9 protein-coding genes are annotated in these 17,233 nt (G+C 38.2%); all 9 read left to right on the forward strand.

From position 1 onward, the window contains the following. Positions 1–161 precede the first annotated feature (161 nt). The 9 genes from H6G86_RS23840 to H6G86_RS23880 all read left to right on the forward strand — a co-directional run bounded on the left by H6G86_RS23840 (position 162) and on the right by H6G86_RS23880 (position 17,228). Complete coding sequence (locus H6G86_RS23840) at positions 162–5,360, forward strand: SDR family NAD(P)-dependent oxidoreductase (protein WP_190936397.1); 5,199 nt, start codon at positions 162–164, stop codon at positions 5,358–5,360. Positions 5,361–5,432: 72 nt separating this feature from the next. Beyond that, positions 5,433–6,407 carry a fatty acid desaturase family protein gene (locus H6G86_RS23845; protein WP_190936398.1) on the forward strand — a complete coding sequence of 325 codons (975 nt, stop codon included), beginning with the start codon at positions 5,433–5,435 and terminating at the stop codon, positions 6,405–6,407. Further along, the gene (fabD, locus tag H6G86_RS23850; RefSeq protein ID WP_190936399.1) at positions 6,404–7,348 is read left to right on the forward strand and encodes an ACP S-malonyltransferase; all 945 of its coding nucleotides are present in this window, start codon (positions 6,404–6,406) and stop codon (positions 7,346–7,348) included. The genes H6G86_RS23845 and fabD overlap by 4 nt, the downstream gene beginning before the upstream one ends. Before the next feature lie 90 nt (positions 7,349–7,438). Next, on the forward strand, positions 7,439–8,428 hold the full coding sequence (locus H6G86_RS23855; protein WP_190936400.1) for a fatty acid desaturase family protein: 990 nt from the start codon (positions 7,439–7,441) through the stop codon (positions 8,426–8,428). 312 nt (positions 8,429–8,740) lie between these two features. After that, on the forward strand, positions 8,741–10,114 hold the full coding sequence (locus H6G86_RS23860; protein ID WP_190936401.1) for an HlyD family secretion protein: 1,374 nt from the start codon (positions 8,741–8,743) through the stop codon (positions 10,112–10,114). Positions 10,115–10,147: 33 nt separating this feature from the next. After that, positions 10,148–12,115, forward strand: a complete 1,968-nt coding sequence (locus H6G86_RS23865; RefSeq protein WP_190936402.1) for an ATP-binding cassette domain-containing protein — start codon at positions 10,148–10,150, stop codon at positions 12,113–12,115. Positions 12,116–12,179: 64 nt separating this feature from the next. Continuing rightward, a complete protein-coding gene (locus tag H6G86_RS23870) occupies positions 12,180–13,286 on the forward strand; it encodes an ABC transporter permease (RefSeq protein ID WP_190936403.1) in 1,107 nt (368 codons plus the stop codon). 146 nt (positions 13,287–13,432) lie between these two features. Beyond that, a complete protein-coding gene (locus tag H6G86_RS23875; RefSeq protein WP_190936404.1) occupies positions 13,433–14,554 on the forward strand; it encodes an ABC transporter permease in 1,122 nt (373 codons plus the stop codon). Between the two features lie 241 nt (positions 14,555–14,795). Continuing rightward, the gene (locus tag H6G86_RS23880; RefSeq protein WP_190936405.1) at positions 14,796–17,228 is read left to right on the forward strand and encodes an MASE1 domain-containing protein; all 2,433 of its coding nucleotides are present in this window, start codon (positions 14,796–14,798) and stop codon (positions 17,226–17,228) included. The last annotated feature ends 5 nt before the right edge of the window (positions 17,229–17,233 follow it).

Consider the following 17,233-nt stretch of genomic DNA (forward strand, 5'->3'; position numbering starts at 1 on the left):
GATTACACTCCCCCTTTACTCTCGCAATATTTTTTTAAATTAGTAGGACTTGCGTAGAAATACTGAGTTTAGCCAGATATGCATAAGTTATTCTTTTAAGACTGAATATTAAAGAGCAAATAAAAAATAAAAACATCTTTCTCCTACACCCCTTATCATTTATGCAAACTGCACAAATAATTGGCAAATTTACAATTACAGATAATGATTATTTCGTTCGTGAACACAGAGTTGATGGTATTCATATCATGCCTGGTGTCACATTTATAGACATGATTTTTAAAACTTTAAAAGCCAGGTTTTTTGATATTGAAAATTTAGAATTGCGGAACATCATGTTCCTAGAACCAATTGTGACAACTGCCGATTTTGACCGAAAAGTGGAAATTCACATTTCACCCAATGGAACTGATTGGGGAATTGAAGCCACCAGCACTAAATGGAAAAATGGTGAAGTAAAAGACTCTTCTATTACTAAACATTTAACCTGCCAATTACTAACCAAAGAATTACAAATTAAAAATCTTATAGATATATCAATTCTCAAGCATAAAGCAACTCAAGTTGTCGATTTAGATGCCTGTTATGCCATCACCCGCAAAGTTGGCATTGACCACGATAACTTCATGAAACCTAGCGGTAAAGTTTATGGTAGTCTTTATGGTTGCTTGGCTGAAGTTTCTTTGGGTTCTATCGCCTTGCAGCACAGTGATGATTTCTTGTTCCATCCTGTGTTTCTCGATTGTTCGACTATTGTACCGCTTTTCTATTCAATTCCTTATCAAGCGACAGCCCAACTTTATGTTCCTTTTTATATTGAATCATTTTCTGGTAGACCTTTAACAGGACTCAGTAATTGTTATGTATATGTCGATCACCCTGAGCAACTTGAATTAACCAAAGAAATTGGTTACAGAAGTTTTGTGATTTGCGACGAGTATGGTAATCAACTAGCAACATTCCATAACTTTGGCATTAAAAAAGTTCATAATATTGAACTTATTAGAAGACTGGCAAACTTAGAACAAAAAACAGAAAATACTATTTTTACTCATCAACAACAAAAAGCATATCAAGTTTTAACAACTCCAGAAATAAGAGTAAAACATGTAGTTGAGTCCATAAAAAAAATAGTTTGCAAATACACCGAACAAAATTTTACAGATGATTTATTAGAAGTATCATTCTTTGAATTAGGGTTAGAATCAACTGCTTTATTAGATATTTCCCACGAGTTAGAAAAGCTGTTGAATATTCGCCTTTATCCAACAATGCTGTTTGAGCAACCTACTGTTTCTAAATTGGCAGAATTTCTATGGCGTGAACATTCTGAAGCAGTACAGAGATATCTTCATACTCAATTAAATACTGTTAATGATACGCTTCAAAAAATTGTCACTACTCCAGAACCGAGTGTGGAATATCTGGTACATTCTATCAAGAAACTAGTTTGTCAATATACTAAGCAAGATTTTACAGATGATTTACCAGAGGTTTCATTCTTTGAATTAGGGTTAGAATCAACGGCTTTATTAGATATCTCTCATGATTTAGAAAAGCTGTTGAATATTCGTCTTTACCCTACGACACTGTTTGAGCAGCCTACTGTTTCTAAATTGGCAGAATTTCTATGGCGTGAACATTCTGAAGCAGTACAAAAATATCTTCATACTCAATTAAATACTGAATATAACATTGTACCTACAAATTTAAAGCACGCTAATTTACCTCCCAACAAATTTACAGAAAATGGACACAGTAAAACAGCAAAGCTTGATGATTTATCTTTCACTACAAAAGAAAGTGAACTGATTTTCATCCCTAAATGGCAACCGACAAGTATTTCTATATCCAACCAACAATCATTCAATTATTTAAAGTTTGACCAAACTAAACCAGCTAAAACTCTGATTGTGACATGGGGTGAAAATTTACAAATATTGCAGTTGTTACTGAATTGGCATGGTTCAAACAATAGCTACATCATTACAGTTGGTAATTTCTATCAAAATTGGCAAAATTGCACTGCTCAAATTAGACATGATCAACCACAAGACTGGGATAAGCTTTTAAAACAATTAACAGATATCTCTCAAGTATATTTCTTGGCTATACCCCAAAAACCTGAGCAATTATTGAGCCATAACTATGCTTTTCACTTTATCAAGTCTATCATCAGAACTGGATTAACTCAACATTCAATTGAGTTTAAAATTATCACATTGAATGCTGTACAAGTTTTCTACGATGAAGAAGTTCAGCCTGATGATAGTGGTCTTTGGGGATTGTGGAAATCTTTTTCTAGAGAGTATAAACACTGCACTATTACTTTCTTGGATTTAGCAGTATCTGAAATTGAAGATGCCTTAAGAAAAGAGAATACTATCTGGCTAGAAAATACCTTTAAGAATGAATGTATATCTGGCAATGCTTTTGCAGTCCGTCAACAACAAATATATTGCCAACGCCTCTACAATTTAGCTCCAGTCTTCAGAGAAGGATTATCAAAATTTAAACCCAATGGTACTTATTTAATTATTGGTGGTATAGGTGGATTAGGTCTTGTTTTAAGTGATTATCTGCACACTCAATATTCAGCTAATATTGCTTTATTAGGTCGTTCGCCAGCAGATGATAATTTATTAGCTAAAATCTCCCATCTAGGAAAATATGGTGAAAATGTAATTTATCTACAAGCTCATTGTGATGATGTCAATGAACTAACTAATGCTATTACTCAAACCAAAGATAAATTTGGCAAACTAGACGGCATCATTCACTCAGCAATGGTACTAGATGATAGCTTGTTGATGAAGATGTCAGAGGCAGATTTTACGGCTGTACTACAACCAAAAGTAGCAGGTGCGATCGCACTTAATCAAGCCACTCTTAACGAAGAACTTGATTTGATCATTTTCTTCTCTTCTCTACAGTCTTTTGTCGGCAATATTGGTCAAAGTAATTACGCCGCCGCTAGCACTTTTCTTGATAGCTATGCTAAATATATGCAACAAACACGAAATTATCCGGTATGTGTAATTAACTGGGGATTTTGGGGTGAAGTAGGTGCCGTAGCTAATGATAAATATCGAGATTTAATGCTACATCAAGGGATGGACTCAATCAACATCGCAGAGGGAATGGAGGCATTAGAAACAATTATAGCGATGCAAATTCCTCAAGCTGTAGTCGTGAAAGCTAAGAGAAATATACTATTACAAATTGGCTTAGATCCTCACTTAATGCTTGAGCAAAGACCAATTACAGAAATACTATCAAATCTTGCAACACTAACTATAGATCATGCGGATTTTTTCACAGCTAATCATCCACCATTACTCAAGTTTAAGCAAGGCTTAGATCAATTAATGGCTGCTGCGGCTACCAGGTTAGTAGGAATTTTGCAAAATCTGGGTTTATTTAACCACCAAGCAGCATCCTACAGGATTACAGAAGCCATCAAATCAGCCAAAATTATTGATGAACACCATCATGTATTTGCAGAGATTTTCCAATTTCTTGTGCAAGCTGATTATTTATCACAACAAAATCACTACTTCTCTGCAACAGCAGAAATACAATACCAAGGCGAATATCATACACTGGCTGAATTTGAAAATGCTGCTAATCAAATCCTACAAACTCAGTCAGAACTCAAACAATACTATCAGCTACTACACACGTGCTTAAAGAATTACGAAGATATTTTATTAGGTAAGATTGCAGCTAATAATATTGTCTTTCCTAACTCTAGTTTAGATTTAGTTGAGGGAGTCTACAGTGGTAACTTAGCTTCTGATATTTATAATGAACTTGTTGCTACTGCCCTTGTTAATCAAATCAAAGCTAAGTTCAACGGTAAATCTCCAGAAAAAATCAAAGTTTTAGAAGTAGGTGCGGGAACAGGTGGGACAACTCGCTATGTAATTAATTCACTAGTTGCTCATAATATTGCTGTCGAGTATGTATACACTGATGTTTGGTTTAAACTTTTAGAACATGGTCGAGAAAAATTTGCTAAAACTTACCCTGGAATGCGTTTTTCTGTTTTAGATATTTCCCTAAATCCCGAAAAACAAGGTTGGCAAGAACAATTTGATTTTGTCATTGCTACAAATATCCTGCACGCCACCCCTAATATTCGTGAAAGTCTACGCAACGTTAAGCAATTACTCAAGCCAACAGGTTGGTTAATCTTTAATGAGAGTGTAAAATCACAGAATTTCTCAACTTTAACATTTGGACTATTAAGAGGTTGGTGGAATTCACAAGATAGAGATTTAAGATATCCGGGTTCGCCTCTTTTACAAGAAGCAACTTGGCAGAGATTAATGAGAGAAGAAGGTTTCTTTAATCTGCAATCTCTAGTTCCTACCTCTAGCGATAAAGAAGATATTCTCGTGCAGCAGGTGTTTGTAGCTAGAAGTGACGGACAACTCTTAAAAGTATATAGCAGTCAAGAAGTAAAAGTAGCAATTACTAGAGAGCATGAGATAGTTAACAATACGAACAAAGATGTAATTCATTCCAGTATTCGGGAACATTTACAGCCAATCAATCTATATAACACCTATGGCTGTACTCGGCAAAAATTTGCTTGTATTGATAGCTATTTTGATAAAAATAATTGTCTTTGGTTATTTTTAAATTCTGCTAATGGCAATGCTTTATCTATCGAAGTGCTGGATGAACTCTTAGATATAATTGCGGCTTTATCTAAAGATAAATCATCGTTAAATATGCCTAAAATAGTTTATATTTCCCATCATGGTAAGTATTTTTCTCTTGGTGGTGATCGCACTCTCATTTTAGAATATTTAAAACAGCAAAATCCCGCTATACTGAAAAAATTTGCTGCTAAAGTTCAGCAAGTAATTCATGGATTTGTCTCTTTAAATGCTCTAGTTGTCGCCGTCATAAATGGTGCAGCCCAAGGTGGTGGCTTAGAAATGCTCTTGTGTAGTGATTTTCAGTTTGTTGATACCAACGTCAAGTTAGGTTTACCTGAAGTCAAATCAGGTTTAATTCCTGGTATGGGCGGCATGAGTTTCCTAAAGCAGCAAATAGGATTGATACAAACTAAGAAATTGGTACTAACTGGAGAGCTAATCAATGCCCAAATAGCTTATGAAATTGGTCTGATTTCTCATATTAGTGATGACCCATTTATTGAGGCATTCAAGTTTTATAAAACCATTGACAATTTTGACACTGCTATTTACCTGAAAAAGTTTCTTGACCAAGGTAAGAGCCAAGCACTGATTCAAGATATTGACTTTTGGGTAGAATATCTTATCCAAAAAGGTGAATGGGTCAGTCAAAAAAGAATATCCGCATCTCTACGGATAGTTAATTCCTAAAAGTTTCTATTCAGGGCTAAAGCCCTGATAAATCCCAACAACTTGACATTAAAATATACCAAGGAAATTGACATGAGTGTTGCAATAGAATCACAATTAACTTCCAAACCTAAAAGACAAAAATGGTTACGCGCTCCCTCAGCACGGGAGGCAGAAATTAGAAAAATGTGTGCTGCTAATGGTTGGCTACATCTACTTTATGGCTCACCATATATAGTATTGTATTTTGGATTAATTTCCCTGATTTTATTCATAGATAATCCTTGGATTGATTTTCTGTTAGCGCTTGGTCTAGGCAATCAACTCTATGTCTTATTTATTTTGCATCATGATTGTATGCACGGTAGTGCCTTTAAAACCAAATGGTTAAATACATTATTTGGTCGTCTTTATGCACTGTCATTCACGATGACATTTACAACCAATAGAGAAACCCATAAACGTCATCATAATTTTATTTCCGATCCAGAAAGAGACCCAGATGAATATTATTTTTCTGGCAAACTCAACCAAATTTGGTTGAGAATTTGGAGATATTATGAATGGTATACCAAGATATCTTTGACTTGCTATGGCAAACAAGTCAGTTGGACGGTGATTATTGAACAAATAGTTAATTTGGCTTTTTGGGTAGTCATTCATGCCGTTTTAATTTATTCAGGTATGGGAATAAAAGCACTGTTTATTTTCTGGATTCCTTTAGCCTTTGTTGCCTTAGTGATTAATCCTATCACACGGGGTTATGAACATGCTCCCTTAACTCTTTATGAAGGTGATGATCCTCAGAAAAGAGATATGCAGAAAAATGCAATTACTATTGATAACTTTTGGTTAGGTTTACTCTGGGCTGGTATTACTTACCATGTCGAACATCACGCTTATCCAGAATGTCCATTTTATCGATTACGTAAACTGCACGAGATTTTTCAAGAAGAAAAAATGCAGTATTATTGCGCTCCTTTTCCTCTCTATCAAATTCACAAAGGAGCGCAACTTACAGAAGGCTTAACTTGCAATCAAGTACCAGTGGAAGAGGTAGTAGCATGAACACTGCATTTGTATTTCCTGGACAGGGCGCACAATATGTTGGGATGGGTGTGGAAATTGCTGATCGCTACCCCGAAGCCAAAGTATTATACAATCGCGCCTCGAATGTACTCGGTTTTGATTTATTGCAAATGTGTCGTGATAGTTCCCCAGAACTGTTACAGCAAACAGAGAATGCTCAACCTGCCATTTTTGTCACTAACTTAGCTTGTCTAGCGGCGGCTCAAACCCAGTTCCCTGAACCAAAATTTCTTGCTGGTTTAAGTCTGGGAGAGTACAGCGCACTAGTAGCAGCCGGCGTGATGGAATTTGAGGATACAGTCTTTTTAGTACAGCAAAGAGCCATCTTTATGCAAGAAGCTTCTATCAACCGAGATACCAAGATGGCGGCGATTATCGGTCTGAATGCAGACATAGTAGAAGCTATCTGTCAACAGGTGAAATCAATAGGAGTGTGTCAACCGACTAACTACAATGCACCTAATCAAACCGTCATCGGTGGAGATGCTAGGGCAGTAGAACAAGCAATGACCTTAGCTGAACAAGCAGGCGCGGCAAAAGTAGTGCAATTGGCTGTTTCCGGTGCATTTCACACTCCTTTAATGCAGTCAGCCGCCCAGCGTCTAGCCGGAATCTTGGCAACTATCAACATCTGTACGCCTCGCATCCCAGTGATTTCTAACGTTACCGCCCAACCCATCACCACAGCTAAACACATCCGTTCCTTACTCATCCACCAAATCACCCTACCAGTCCGGTGGATGACTTCTATTCAACACCTTGCTGATCATGGTGTGGATACCTTTATCGAGTTCGGTCCTGGTAAGACAATTTCAGGACTGGTAAAACGGAATTTCATCCAAGCTAAAACCCTGAATGTGGAAAATAGTGCCTCAATGAACGAAACACTAGAAGCTTTCCAAGGACTAGTAGGAATATAAGGGTATGGGAGTGTAGGAAAATATTTACCTTAAAAACATATCAAGTTTCCCCCTTACACCCCTAGCATTTACACACAAATAAGGATATTTATGACAACAACACAAACAATTCGCAGACCCGCAATTCCCGCCGACTGGTATAAACCTACAATATCAGGAACTACTGGGTTTATTCTCTACGGACTGATTTGGTATCTTGTCCCAGCATGGTTATGTTATGTGGTCGTCACATCAATTGATTTTCTACCACTGAAAATAGCTTTAATTATTCCACTAACTATCATGACTGGATATGGTATTCAGATGATGGGTTTTATTGGTCATGATGGCTTTCATCTAGCACTACATCCTAACAAATTTGTTAGTGCATTAATTGGTCTTTTCTTTGCATCTTCAGTCTTAACATATTGTGATATGGGTGCAATGATGCGACATTGGAGCCATCATCGATTTACAAATCAAGCTTCTGACCCTGACATTGAAATACTCACACCTTTAACAACATGGTGGCAAAGATTATTTTTTGCCAGATTATTGCTTAACTATCATCATTTTAAAACAACTTTGAATACTGCTTTAGGTCGTCCTTGGCCATTTCCTTACATGATGCCATTTCAGATGTCTACTGTGCGTATTCTTTGTTGGATGAACTTTGTATTTGCTTTATTATGGATTGGGATTTATTTAGGAATAGCTGTATACAATCCCATTGCTGGTTTATTTTCTATCGGACTACCAATGCTTGCATTGATGCTAATCTCTGGATGTCAAGCTTATCTTGATCATGGTGGTCTTGATGATAACCCATTTCATAATGCCTGGAGTCGTACTTCTCCCTTAATGACAATCCTGTTTGCTGGCACTAATTTTCATCTGGAACATCATCTATATCCAGGCGTTCCTTGTTATAGATTGCATAAGGTTCACCAACTTTTGCAAGAGAATGGCACTTATGCTGCAACTCAAGCCTCTATTGAACCTTCGTTTTTCCGTTCCTATATGAACATGGCTGCAAAATATAATTCCAGCTCTCAAGATAGCAACTTTGATCCTTTTGAACAGGCTGTTGAATCTGTTTGATGTATAAGCATCTGTAGAGATGCGGCAATTTAACGTCTCTACAGATCCATAAAGTTAACTAAATTTATGAAAACTGAAACTAAATATTGTCAAAAAGAATTAACAGTAAAGAAACATAAAAATGTCACTCCCCTACGCTATGCCCTCTTTCAAACTAAATGAAAATAAAGTTTGATGAACTTAATTTTTCTTTACTTACTTCTGTTTAATTGTGCATATCTGCTTAGAATAATTGCATTGCATTTAAAGTAGGATACAGTTTGAAAAATCAGGATTGCTATAAATACATAAAACTATTGATTTCAATAGATAATGACTAAATCTATATTCACGAAGTTCACAGAAAATGGGGATCAGGCTCAAGAGCTATTCTCTAAACAGGAGCATCAGCAAAAACCAATTCGTCTCATATTGGTCTTAGGGCTGATATTAGCAAGTGGTATTGTTTACATCATCTGGCATAATCAGCCCCAACAAACAGCAAATATACTGAAGCTGAGTGGACGGATTGATGGTTACGAAACCGAGATTGGGGTAAAGCGTTCGGGCAGAATTGAATCAATTAGTGTACGAGAGGGAGTAGCAGTCAAAAAAGGTCAACAGTTAATCAAACTTGATGACAGTGACGATCAACTCTTAAAAGATCAATTACTTTCAGCCGAGGCTAAGATTGCATCCGCCCAATCGGATGTAGAGCAAGCACGCTCGAATGTAGAGCAGATAATAGGTGAAGTCGAAGAGATGAAAAACCGGATTGGAGAAGCTCAATTAAATTTGCAACAGTCTTTTGGTGATGCCCAAGGCAAGATTGAGCAAGCAAGATCGAATGTGGCGGCTGCTAGATCCCAACTAGCCCAAGCCCAAGCACAGGTAACACAAGCAGAGGCAGAATTGAGGTTAGCACAGGTAAACCGCGATCGCTATGCCCAATTAGTTAATGATGGTGCTATCAATAGACAACAATTCGATCAAGCCCAAACTACTTTAGATACAGCCATAGCCACCCTCGCCGCCTATCAAGCCACAGTTCACGCTACCCGTGAACAATTAAACGCTACCCTCGGTAGTTTCACTCAAGCCAAAACCACAGGCTTGAACCCCAGCATTCGTAATAGCCAATTAGCCGCCCTCTACAGCCGGAAAAAGCAAAGCTACGCCCAAGTTAAAGCCGCACAAGCACAAGTCAAATCGGCTCAGGCTAAAGTTAGAGACGCGTTAGCCACCAGACAACAAATTTATACCCAAATCAAAGACTCTCAAAAAGACTTATATTTGATCAGTCCTCTAGATGGCGTAGTCATCGCCCGTAGTGCTGAACCGGGAGCAGTAGTCAACAATCAAACCAAAATTCTCACGATAGTTGATCCCAAAGCTTTATATTTACGGGGTTTTGTGCCAGAAGGTGATATTGGTAAAGTACGAGTAGGACAGCAAACTCAAATCTTTCTTGATTCTGCTCCCAAAAAACCGCTAGAAGGGAAAGTAATCTCTATCGATCCGCAAGCCTCATTTACACCAGAAAATATTTATTTTCAAAAAGATAGAGTTAGGCAAGTCGTTGGGGTGCGGATTAGCATCGAAAACCCAGGCGGTTGTTTTCAACCAGAACAACCATACACAGATTCAGATTTGCCCTGCCCCAAAATTGGTATGCCTGGAGATGCGGAGATTAAATTGCGGAAATAAGGGACTGGGGAAAGGTAAATTCAGTAATGACTAATGGCTATTGACTTATCGGTTGAAGCGATCGCTGTTCGCGGTTTATATAAATATTATGGTCAGCTAGCGGCTGTCCGGGGTGTTGATTTCACTGTTAATCAGGGGGAAATGTTCGGGCTGATTGGCCCTGATGGTGCGGGTAAGACTAGCACTTTTCATGTTTTGAGTGGAGTGATGGCACCTTCGGCGGGAGAAGTGCAAATATTTGGTCAATCTGCACGGGATACTCGTTTGAATACGGGCTATTTGACACAGCAATTTTCTCTGTATTTAGACTTGAGTATTGATGAAAATTTGCGCTACGCTGCGGGATTACGACAAGTACCAGAGGAATTGTTGCAGGCACGCCGTAATAAATACTTACGGTTGATGAATTTAGATAAATTTGGTGATCGCCTCGCGGGGCAACTTTCCGGTGGGATGAAACAGAAGCTGGCACTATGCTGTGCTTTGGTTTCCCAACCCCGAATTTTACTATTGGATGAACCCACTACAGGGATTGATCCAGTTTCCCGCCGCGAGTTTTGGGATACATTGGCGGCGCTATCTGCTGAAGGTATGACTATTGTTGTGGCTACACCCTATCTCGATGAAGCAGAACGCTGTCATCGCATAGCTTTAATGTACAGTGGTCAAATTCAAGAGATTGGCAGCCCTGAAGCCTTGCGTTCTAGTTTAGGTCTACATCGCTTAGAAGTTCACACATCCAATTTAGAATTAGCTGAACAAGTTTTATTGCAGAGTCAGACTAGTAATATTGTCGATGTGCAAACCTTTGGCGATCGCTTGGATATTTTAGTAGAAGATGTAACCTTGGGGGAAACTCAAGTTAAAGAACTACTACAAAACTCCGTCAACGTTGAGTATGCTGCACCCACCCTAGAAAATCTGTTTGTTACCCGTCTTAGACAACAAGGTTTAGCACCCTCATATTATTCCTTTCCTCGTTCTCGATTGAGGGGAATGGGAAGCAGGGGAGCAGGAGAGCAGGGGAGCAGGGGAGACAAAGAAAACAAGGGAGATAAGACAAAATATTCTACCTCATCTTCAAATCTTGCCATCTTCGCTCATAATCTCAGCCGTGTCTTTGGAAATTTCCAAGCAGTCAAAAGTGTCAATGTCGAAGTACGTTATGGCGAAATCTTTGGACTTTTAGGCGCTAACGGTGCGGGGAAAACCACCACGATTAAAATGCTGTGTGGGTTGTTAGCAGCCAGCGGCGGTAAAATTGCCCTCGGTGGTGAAACGGGTAACTTACGCAGTGCGGAACTCCGCCAACGTATCGGTTACATGAGTCAGAAATTCACCCTCTATGATGACCTCACAATTCTAGAAAACCTAGAATTTTATAGTGGTGTTTACGGCATTCCTCCCAAACTCAGACGTGAGAAAATTGATTGGGTAATTGCTACCTGTGGGTTAGAAGGACAGGAAAATATGATCACCGGACAGCTACCAGGTGGCTGGAAGCAAAGGGTAGCCTTTGGTGCTTCTGTAATGCACGAACCAAATATTTTATTTCTAGATGAGCCAACTTCCGGGGTTGATCCCTTGGCTCGTCGTCAATTTTGGAAGCTGATTAATGACTTTGCCCGTAACGGTACAGCTATTTTAGTTACAACTCATTATTTAGAAGAAGCAGAACAATGTAACCGCATGAGTTTCATGGTAGCTGGAGAAACCGTTGCTGAAGGTTCACCCAGTCAGATTAAAGCCTCCCAACCCGGACAACTCATAGAAATCACTGTCCAACAAAACCAAGCCGCGTCGGACTTGCTCAAACAGCATCTTGAGCCTTGGCGAGTGGCGATTTTTGCCAATAGTTTACATATTGTGCTTGATCACCCTGATGAGGAAGTTCCCCAACTACTGCAATTGCTGGAGTCTCAGGATTTCACAGTTCAGTCCTTGCGTCCGATTCCCTTCTCTTTAGAAGATGCCTTTATTGGTATAGTCCAGCGAAGTTAGTAGGAGGTAAGGGACAGAGAAAGAAAACTTCCCAATCCCAATCCCCAGTCCCGAATCTTGGTATATGCAAAAAATTATTGCCCAGTGTCAAAAAGAATTAGCCCAGTTTCGCCGCGATCGCTTGACGTTGGCGTTAGCATTTTTATTACCGATGATCACTTTGCTAATTTATGGGTTTGCACTCCGTTTAGAAAGCTCTAATATCCCCTTGATTGTGCAAGATTTTGACAGGACAAATCTTAGTAGTATTTACATTGAGCGTTTATATGCTACTAACCAATTTGTGCCGACACAATGGACACAAGCGGACTCTATAAGTAATGCTATTGACCGTGATATTGCCAAAGCTGCCGTCATTATTCCCGCCAAATTTAGCCGCGATATTCAAGCTCATAAAAATACCACAGTCCAGATATTAATTGATGCTACAGATGTTAATAATGCCCGTGTGATTAGAAACGGCATTCAAAATGTGACTAACTTTTTTATTCAAGAGCAAGGATTAGTCACTTTAACCAATACTATCAAACCGCAAATCCGCCTCTGGTTTAATCCCGGTCGTTTAGAATCACTATTTTTTGTGCCAGGAGTATATGGTGTAGTATTGTGGATTTATCCGTCTTTGTTGACCGCGATTGCAATGGTACGTGAAAAAGAAAGAGGTACAATTATCCAAGCCTATGCTTCTAGTATTAGTGCAGTTGAATTTCTCTTAGGCAAAGGATTAGCTTACCTGCTAATTGCAATTACGGAAGCAGTATTAGTCATAGTGATAGCATCACTAATCTTTCAAATTCCTCTAGTTGGAGACATCATTAATCTATCACTAGGAACTCTACTATTTCTTATAGATAGTGTATTATTTGGTCTACTTTTGGGAATACGTAGCAGTGACCAAAACTCAGCCGTTCAAGGAGTTTCTTTAATAGGTTTTGTTACATCATTAATGCTCTCTGGTTTTATGTATCCTCTCAATAATATCCCTTTCCCCATATCACTTGTACCTAACATTATTCCTGCACGCTACTACATGGAAATTACCCGTGATGCATTTGTACGAGGAATTGGTTGGAGAGGAACTTGGTTTAACTTATTAATGCTAGCTATATTTGGATTAATAATATTTAGAATTTGCCACAATATGTTGAAAAAAATGCAACTACCACAGTAGAAAATGTATAGTGTATTCAAGCAACGCTTAAGCATCACCATCATACGGTGCGTTAAGGCTAATTTCTCCTCTCTCTAGCACTTAAATCCTGACATTATCGTAACACACCATACTCAGCTATTAACGGTTAATTATCTTGCAAAAATATGAAATTTATCCTCAGAATATTTGACAACATATTTTGGACATTAGTCAAAAAAGAAATTAGTCAAATTCGGCGCAATCGTGCCTTAATGGTTATGCTGATTATTCCACCAACTTTACAGCTAATCCTATATGGATTTGTTCTCAATCCGGATGTTAAACACTTAAAATTAGGTGTTGTTGACTATGCTAACGTAACCGAAAGTTGGGAACTATTGCAGGCTATCACAGCAAATCATACCTTTGATTTAGAATCTGTATTAATTAGTGAAAAAGAGTTAAGCAATCAGGTAGAAGAAGGAAAACTAGATGTAGGTTTAATCATCCCGCCAGATTTCTACCGTAATTTAGCAACAAAATCAGCACCAATACAAATATTTATTGATGGAGTTAACGCCAACACAGCTGGTATTGCCAACGGCTATATTAATCAAATTATCCAAAAATATAATCATCAACGAGTTAGTTATCAAACTAATCTCCCAGTCACACCTCAATTTGTCTTTCTTTACAATCCAGGACTTACAAGTAGTTGGTTTTTTATCCCAGGAGTGATGGGTTTAGTGATGACATTAATATCCACATCTGTTTCTGCAATTACAGTTGTTAAGGAAAAAGATGTCGGGACTCTTGAACAGTTACTCATGACTCCGGCGGCGAATTGGGAGATATTACTAGCCAAGATATTTCCATTAAGTGTCCTATTAATGGGAGATATTTTATTGGCTCTGACTTTAGGCCGAATAGTATTTAATATTCCCTTTAATGGCAATTTCTGGCTATTTTTGGTGGCATCTGGTTTGTATATATTAGTAGGAATTAGTTTAGGAATTTTGCTAGCTACTGTCTCGCGTTCACAACAACAAGTAGTCCTAATTTCCTTTTTTATTAATATACCACTTATTCAAACATCAGGAGCGATCGCACCTATTGAAGCCATGCCTCCTTTGTTTCAATTTCTATCTTTATTAAATCCCCTCCGGCATTATATATTTATTGTGCGTGGTATTTTATTAAAAGGGGTTGGTTTGGATGTAATTGGGCTCAATATTTTAGCTTTAATAGGATTTGTATTAGTTTTTCTAACTGTTGGCATCAGCAAGTTTCGCCGACAGTTGCTTTAATACCAATTTAATATGAAGCTGCATAGAAAAGAGCTTCTAGATAAAGTTATAAGAAGAATTTTTTGATTGGTTGACCTTGAAGCGGGACGTATTTGCGGCTTACAAAGCCAATTTGGGCTTAATTTGGGCTTAATTTTTGTTTAAGTCCGGTGATAAAAGTCACAACTACTTTTGGGAATTATAAACTGGACAACCTTTGTTGAGGGTTACTGGCCTTCAGCTATCTGCACGGAGACAAGAAATGCAGCAAACTACGACAAAGCAGCAATTCCTACCCAAGCTGGATCGTCCATTTATAATAGCAGCATTGACTATTCCTATTGTTCACCTCGGACTGGGATACATAGGTTTATCCATGACATTTGTCGGTGGTGCGTCAGCATTTTGGCCTTCACTCGGTGTGTTTTTAGCAGGAATGTTATTAGTAGGCTATCGGGTCTGGCCCATTATATTTTTGAGTGATTTTATTGTTAGTTATATTTTCTTTTTTAAGAACAATCTTTTAATTAGTAGTATCATTCCGGCTGTCAACTTAATTACCCCTTTCGTAGCAACTTTTTTAATTCATAAGTTTATCAAGCATCGCCATTTCTTAGAGCGTTCGCAAGATATTTTTAAATTTATGGTTCTGACTATACCCAGCCCTCTAATCAGTTCCATCTTGGCTGCACTAACGCTTTGTATTAGTGGTATTGCACCTTGGTCAATATTTAGTAACATTTGTCGAACTTGGCTGACATCAGACAGCACAGGTATTTTAATTGTTACACCTTTAGTGCTGGCATGGTTGCAAAAATCTCCATCGCCGAGAAGCTTCCATCGGCGACAAATTATCGAACTTGCATTCGTCTTATTGTCAATGATGGCGATTGTTCGGGTCGCTTTTTCAGGGGGATACCCAATTGAATACATGATCATTCCGCCATTAATTTGGACGGCATTTCGATTTGAAGCGCGGATATCGACTCTAGCTGTACTTATTGTGTCAGCGATCGCGGTTTTTGGCACTGTTAAAGGCTTTGGTTCGTTTGCTAAACAACTCTCACCTAATGAATCGCTCATCTTGTTGCAATCATTCATTTGTGTAATTGCTATCACTACCTTTGTTATATCTGCGGTAACTAGTGAAAACCAAAGATCGGCAATCATACTGCGGCAAACTAATGATGAACTAGAGCGACGAGTTGAAGAACGAACAGCCCAACTCAACGAAGCAAAAACTGTTGCCGAAGTTGCCAATCAAGCCAAAAGTGAATTTCTCGCCAATATGAGCCACGAATTACGAACTCCACTTAATGGCATCCTCGGTTATACTCAAATTCTACAACGGACTGAAACCTTGTCAGACAAAGGATACAAAGGAATTGAAATTATCCATCAATGCGGCTTTCATCTATTAACTTTAATTAATGACGTGCTGGATTTGTCTAAAATCGAAGCCCGCAAAATGGAGTTGCATCCCATCGATTTCCATTTTCCTTCGTTTCTGGAAGGAGTAGTCGAAATCTGTCGGATTAAAGCCGATCAAAAAGTTATTTCCTTCACCTATCAGCCCGACTCTCAACTCCCGGTTGGTATCCACGCCGATGAGAAAAGACTGCGGCAAGTTCTGATTAATCTTTTGGGTAACGCAGTCAAGTTTACAGATAAAGGAGGGGTGACTTTAAAAGTAAACGTTATTAATCATTCGTCATCTGTCAGTAGTCAAGAAACACAACAAATAACTAATTATAAAATTCGTTTTCAAGTAGAAGATACAGGGGTTGGGATGACATCGATGCAATTGCAGAAAATCTTCCTTCCCTTTGAGCAAGCAGGAGACATCAAACGACAATCTGAAGGAACAGGTTTAGGATTAGCTATTAGTCAAAAAATTGTTTGCCTCATGGGTAGTACTTTGGAAGTTGAAAGTCAAATTGGTCAAGGTAGTATTTTTTGGTTTGAAGTAGAGTTACCAGAAGCAAAACAATGGGCTGCAAGTTCTAGAGTAATGCAACAAGGAGCTATTACAGGCTATAAAGGCAAAAAACGCAGCATTTTAGTAGTAGATGATAAGTGGGAAAACCGTTCGGTAATCCTTAATTTATTAGAACCAATTGGATTTGAGTTAATAGAAGCTAGTAATGGACAAGAAGGGATTGATCGGGCTGTTACATCTCAACCTGACTTGATCGTCACTGATTTAGTTATGCCTGTAATGGATGGCTTTGATCTGATTCGGTACATCAAGCAATCTGCTCAGTTAAAAAACGTAGCAATAATTGCTTCTTCTGCAAGTGTGTTTGATAGCGATCAAAATCGTAGTTTAGATGTTGGGGCCGATGCTTTCTTATCTAAACCTGTTGTAGCTGAAATTTTACTGGAATTACTGCAAGTAAAATTAAATTTGGTATGGATTTATGCGCCAAAATTGGAAGTTGATTTAAAAGTCAACCAAACTCATGTTCAGTCAGCTTTTCAGGATATATCTTTACCTTCAATTGAGATTTTGATTAGCTTTTATGAGTTAGCAAAAGATGGCAATCTTGATGGGATATTGCATGAAGCCAATAACTTAAAGAGTAATAATCCTGTTTATTTTGATTTTGCTCAACAAGTAATCAAACTTGCCGAAAATTTCCAAATAAGGAAATTGCGAGAGGCATTAAATGAATGGATAGACCAGTCAAAATAAACTGT

The sequence above is a fragment of the Nostoc sp. FACHB-133 genome (assembly GCF_014698055.1).
Lineage (GTDB): Bacteria > Cyanobacteriota > Cyanobacteriia > Cyanobacteriales > Nostocaceae > Nostoc.